General features: G+C 70.7%; 5 protein-coding genes and 1 pseudogene. 4 read left to right on the forward strand and 2 right to left on the reverse strand.

All coding sequences use genetic code 11. The annotated features are described in order from the left end of the window. The first annotated feature begins 185 nt into the window (after window positions 1–185). Window positions 186–623: a type II 3-dehydroquinate dehydratase gene (aroQ, locus tag F9K34_RS17745; protein WP_291338439.1), complete on the forward strand. Its 438-nt coding sequence runs from the start codon at window positions 186–188 to the stop codon at window positions 621–623. A 5-nt stretch (window positions 624–628) separates the two neighbouring features. Continuing rightward, window positions 629–1,393: an aldolase/citrate lyase family protein gene (locus F9K34_RS17750; RefSeq protein WP_291338440.1), complete on the forward strand. Its 765-nt coding sequence runs from the start codon at window positions 629–631 to the stop codon at window positions 1,391–1,393. A gap of 64 nt (window positions 1,394–1,457) precedes the next feature. On the opposite strand, the gene F9K34_RS17755 is transcribed toward F9K34_RS17750, so the two are convergent. Next, entirely contained in the window at window positions 1,458–2,492 is a 1,035-nt protein-coding gene (locus tag F9K34_RS17755; RefSeq protein WP_291338441.1) for a DUF475 domain-containing protein, read from the reverse strand. Between the two features lie 238 nt (window positions 2,493–2,730). On the opposite strand from F9K34_RS17755, the gene F9K34_RS17760 reads away from it, so the two are divergent. Together F9K34_RS17760 and F9K34_RS17765 are read left to right on the forward strand one after the other, a co-directional pair. Continuing rightward, entirely contained in the window at window positions 2,731–2,880 is a 150-nt protein-coding gene (locus tag F9K34_RS17760) for a hypothetical protein (RefSeq protein ID WP_291338442.1), read from the forward strand. Between the two features lie 124 nt (window positions 2,881–3,004). After that, complete coding sequence (locus F9K34_RS17765; RefSeq protein WP_291338443.1) at window positions 3,005–3,514, forward strand: flavin reductase family protein; 510 nt, start codon at window positions 3,005–3,007, stop codon at window positions 3,512–3,514. A gap of 7 nt (window positions 3,515–3,521) precedes the next feature. Here F9K34_RS17765 and F9K34_RS17770 read toward each other — a convergent pair. Further along, window positions 3,522–3,739: pseudogene (locus tag F9K34_RS17770) on the reverse strand (MOFRL family protein); the annotation flags it as partial.

A 3,739-nucleotide genomic window follows, 5' to 3' on the forward strand; every position in this document is an offset into this window, starting at 1 on the left:
GTCCCCGGAGTGCGCCCGCGCCCTCGTGCCGCACCTGCCCGCCGCACCTTCCCGCCGCACCGGGCCGGCCGCGACGCAGCCCGGCAACAGCCGGCGCACTTGCCCCGCGCCGAAGCACAACCGCCGTTGCGGGCCGCGGCCCTTTCTCCCATCATCGGCGCGGCAACGGCGTGCGGAAGGCCCCCATGAAACCGATCCTCGTCCTCAACGGACCCAACCTCAACCTTCTCGGCACCCGCCAGCCGGAGATCTACGGGCGCGAAACGCTCGCCGACGTCGAGACGCTCTGCGCATCGACCGCGGCGGCGAGGGGCCTCTCCGTCACCTGCCGGCAGTCGAACCGCGAGTACGAACTGATCGACTGGGTGCAGGCGGCGCGGAGCGAAAACGCCGCCATCGTCATCAACCCCGGCGCCTTCAGCCATACCTCGGTCGCCCTCCTCGACGCGCTCAACGCCTTCGACGGGCCGGTGATCGAGGTCCACATCTCGAACATCCACCGGCGCGAGCCCTTCCGCCACCATTCCTACGTCTCCACCCGCGCCGAGGCGGTGATCGCCGGCGCGGGCGTGCAGGGTTACGCCTTCGCCGTCGAACGCGCGGCACGGCTCCTGAAGGGATAAGGCGCATGGACATACCCCGGAACCGCTTCAAGGCCCGTCTCGTCGCGGGCGAGCTGCAGTTCGGCCTCTGGTCCACCATCCCCGAGCCGACGGCGGTGGAGGCGCTCGCGGGCGCCGGCTTCGACTGGATGGTGCTCGACACCGAGCACACCGCCGTCGAGGTCGCGGCGGTCCTGCCGCTCCTGCAGGCGATGGCACCCTGGCCGACGGCGCCGGTGGTGCGGCCGAGCGTCAACGACACCGCGCTCATCAAGCGCCATCTCGACCAGGGCGCCCAGACCCTTCTCATCCCCTACATCCAAAGCCGGGCCGAGGCCGAGGCGGCGGTCGCCGCCACCCGCTACCCGCCCGCCGGGGTCCGCGGCGTCGCCGGCACGATGCGGGCGGCGGGTTACGGCCGGATCGGGGGCTACCACGGCAAGGCCGACGCCGAGATCTGCCTGCTCCTCCAGGTCGAGACCGCCCTCGCCCTGTCCCGGCTCGAGGACATCGCGACGACGGAGGGCGTGGACGGCATCTTCATCGGCCCGGCCGACCTCGCCGCCTCGATGGGCCACCCCGGCCAGACCGGCCACCCGGAGGTGCGGGCGGCCGTCCTCGACGCCGTTGCCCGGCTCGGGCGGCTCGGGCGGCCGGCGGGGCTCCTGACGCAGGACGAGGCCTTCGCACGCGCCTGCATCGACGCCGGCGCCCGCTTTGTCGCCCTCGCGGTGGACATGTCGCTCCTCGTCGGCGCCGCCGACGCGCTCGCCGCGCGCTTCCGCGCCTGACCTCCGCGACCCGCCCTCACAAGGTTACCGGATACCCTTGCCGGGCGGCGGCAGGGCCGTCCGCTCAGGCGCTCTGGCGGCGGTTGTGCAGGATCGAGGAGACGAGCGCGATGCCAATGAAGGCAGAGCCCAGCACGCCCGTCACCAGTTCCGGGATATGCCAGAGCGTCTGGGCGAACATGATGACGCTGAGGACGAGGATCGAGTAGAACGCCCCGTGCTCCAGGTAGCGGAACTCCGAGAGCGTCTTGCGCTCCACCAGCATGATCGTCATCGAGCGGACGTACATCGCGCCGATGCCGAGGCCGATGGCAATGAGGAAGAGGTTGTGGGTCAGCGCAAAGGCGCCGATCACGCCGTCGAAGCTGAAGGAGGCGTCGAGCACCTCGAGGTAGAGGAACGCTCCGAGCCCGCCCGCGGCCGCCGTCCGCGCCGCCTCGCGCTGGTCGAGGACATGGCCGAGCACCTCGACCGCCAGGAAGGTCAGGAGCCCGCTAACCGAGGCGAAGAGGAAGCGGTCCACCTCCTCGTCCGGCAGGACCGAGGCGAAGATCATCACGACCGCGAGGACGAAGGCGATCTCGAGCCCGCGGATCGAGGCGCACCGGCGCAACCGGCATTCCAGCGCGCGGATCCAGTCGACCTCCTTGCCCTCGTCGATGAAGTAGCGCAGCGCCACCATCATCAGGAAGGTGCCGCCGAAGGCCGCGATCGGCAGATGCGCCTCGGCGATGATCTCGGCGTATTCGTCGGGCCGGAACGCCGCGAGCCGGAGCGCCGCGAAGGGACCGATTCCGGCCGCCACGACGACGATGAGCAGCGGAAAGATGATCCGCATGCCGAAGACGGCGATGAGGATACCCCAGGTCAGGAACCGGTGCTGCCAGACCGGCGTCATCTGTTCCAGCTTGTTGGCATTGACGATGGCGTTGTCGAAGGACAGCGAGATTTCCAGGATCGCCAGCACCACCCCGATGAGGAAGAAGCTCGTCGCGCCGGCAAGCCCGTGCCCGTATCCCCAGCCGAGCCAGAAGGCGAGGGCGAGACCCGCTGCCGTGAACAGGAAAGCCCAGCGGAAGTAGTGCATGGCAGTGGACATGAAGGGCTCCGTTCCGGCCCTGCCGGGCCGATGGGGTTGGCCGGGACATAGGGGCGCGGGCGGCAAAGAGCAAGGTGCGCGCCGGAAGGTGCCTGCGTGGAGGGGCGATCGTGCCCGCGCGACAACAGCGGGCCGCCACCGCGGGGCCGCCGCGACAAGGGCCGCGAAATGTCACCCCCGCGCCGCAAAGGCGCCCGGATTGCAGGGCATACAGGCCGTATCAGCCGAGGAGCTTATGATGGATTTTGTTACCCAGTTCTCTTTCGACGAAGTTGCCGCGAGCCTTCTGGCCTGCCTCGTGATCCGCGAACTCATGATCCTTGCGCTTCCCGACCACATCGCCGGCCCCGGCGGCTGGCTCGTCGATACCGGCGAGGAAGAGGTCTGAGCCCCACTTCGCCTTCCCGCGCACGATCGTTGCCCTGCGGGTAGCCAATCGCTCCGGAATGTGATCTGTCTGCCGCGGCGGCGACCGCCCTCATGCGGTCCGGGACATGGCAGCGGAACCGGGCATGGATCACATCACGCCAGACGGCAGCGGCGAGGGGCGCGACGGCAAGCGCGCCTTCCGCGCGGCACTCGGCCGCTATGCCACCGGCGTGACCGTGGTGACGGCGCAGAGCCCGAAAGGTCCGGTCGGGATCACCGCCAACAGCTTCACCTCGGTCTCGCTCGACCCGCCGCTCGTGCTCTGGTGCCCGGCGAAAGCCTCGGCGCGCTTCTCCGCCTTCACCGCGGCCGGGCACTACGCGATCCATGTGCTCGCGGCCGACCAGCTTGACCTTTGCCACCGCTTCGCGCGCGCGGGCAGCGACTTCGCCGGGCTCGACCCCGGCACGACGCCCGAGGGATTGCCGCTGCTCCCGGGATGCCTCGCCCGCTTCGACTGCGCGGCCCATGCGGCGCATGACGGCGGCGACCATGCCATCCTCGTCGGCCGGGTGCTGCGCGCCTTCGTTCGGCAGGGCACGCCGCTGCTCTTCTGGCACGGCCGCTACGGCGATTTCCTCCACCGCGACTGAGCCGGGCTCAGCCGCGCAGGAAGACCGCGAGATCGCCGACATCGGTTCCCGTCGGCCCGCTCCGATAGACCGCGCCGATCCATTCCAGGACCTCGGCGGCCCGGCCGCGGCGGCGCGCCTCCTCGGCGTCGATCCCGGCGGCGGCGAGTTCCGCGAGCGTGCCGCTGTCCACGACGACCCCCGGGGCAAGGCCCGCCGCACCGCCGCCATCGCTCGCCGTCAGGA

Origin of the sequence: Albidovulum sp. (genome assembly GCF_008933605.1) — a bacterium.
Classification (GTDB): Bacteria; Pseudomonadota; Alphaproteobacteria; order Rhodobacterales; family Rhodobacteraceae; genus Albidovulum.

Excerpts from the sequence above, each read along its gene's own strand:
- aroQ (WP_291338439.1), top strand. The coding sequence starts at position 186 with ATGAAACCGATCCTCGTCCTCAACGGACCCAACCTCAACCTTCTCGGC.
- F9K34_RS17750 (WP_291338440.1), top strand. The coding sequence starts at position 629 with ATGGACATACCCCGGAACCGCTTCAAGGCCCGTCTCGTCGCGGGCGAG.
- F9K34_RS17755 (WP_291338441.1), bottom strand. The coding sequence starts at position 2,492 with ATGTCCACTGCCATGCACTACTTCCGCTGGGCTTTCCTGTTCACGGCA.
- F9K34_RS17760 (WP_291338442.1), top strand. The coding sequence starts at position 2,731 with ATGGATTTTGTTACCCAGTTCTCTTTCGACGAAGTTGCCGCGAGCCTT.
- F9K34_RS17765 (WP_291338443.1), top strand. The coding sequence starts at position 3,005 with ATGGATCACATCACGCCAGACGGCAGCGGCGAGGGGCGCGACGGCAAG.